A 551-nucleotide genomic window follows, 5' to 3' on the forward strand; every position below is an offset into this window, starting at 1 on the left:
GGAGAAGTATTAAAAGATGATTTTTTAAAGAATCTTGCCACAACAGTAGAAAGTTTATCAGCCTTAGCGGAAAGTCTTAAAAATACATCATTAACCGGAAATTCTAAAATAGGTGGAGCATTAAGTGGAATAGGTAGTTTTCTAAGTAATGTGACTTCGGGAATTGGAATGGTAACAGGACTTGTAACAACAGGAGTAGGATTATTCAGAAGTGCAGGAGACTTATTAGGCTTTGGAAGCAGTAAAAAGCAAAAGGCTAAAAATGAAGAGGAAAGAAAAAAAGCAGCAGAATGGTATGAGAAACAATTTAAGGAAAATACGGACCTCATAAAAAGCATAAATGATCTCACAGGCTCTATAGTAGATTTAAATACTAAACTTATTCAGAATATAGCATCAAATACATCAGATAAAAATATAGCAAAACAGAAAAATTACTATGATAATCTGATAAACAAAACAGGAGAGCTGTTTGATGAGAATATATCAGCAACAGGTCATAGTACAAGTAAGAAAAAAAAGTTATTCGGATCAAAGACAAAAGATTCATA

At 31.9% G+C, this 551-nt stretch carries 1 protein-coding gene; it reads left to right on the top strand.

Annotated elements, in window-relative coordinates:
- Window positions 1-551: hypothetical protein (locus NK213_RS18025; RefSeq protein WP_253351794.1), on the top strand; the 551-nt coding region annotated here is incomplete at both ends.

The organism is Sebaldella sp. S0638 (assembly GCF_024158605.1).
GTDB lineage: Bacteria > Fusobacteriota > Fusobacteriia > Fusobacteriales > Leptotrichiaceae > Sebaldella.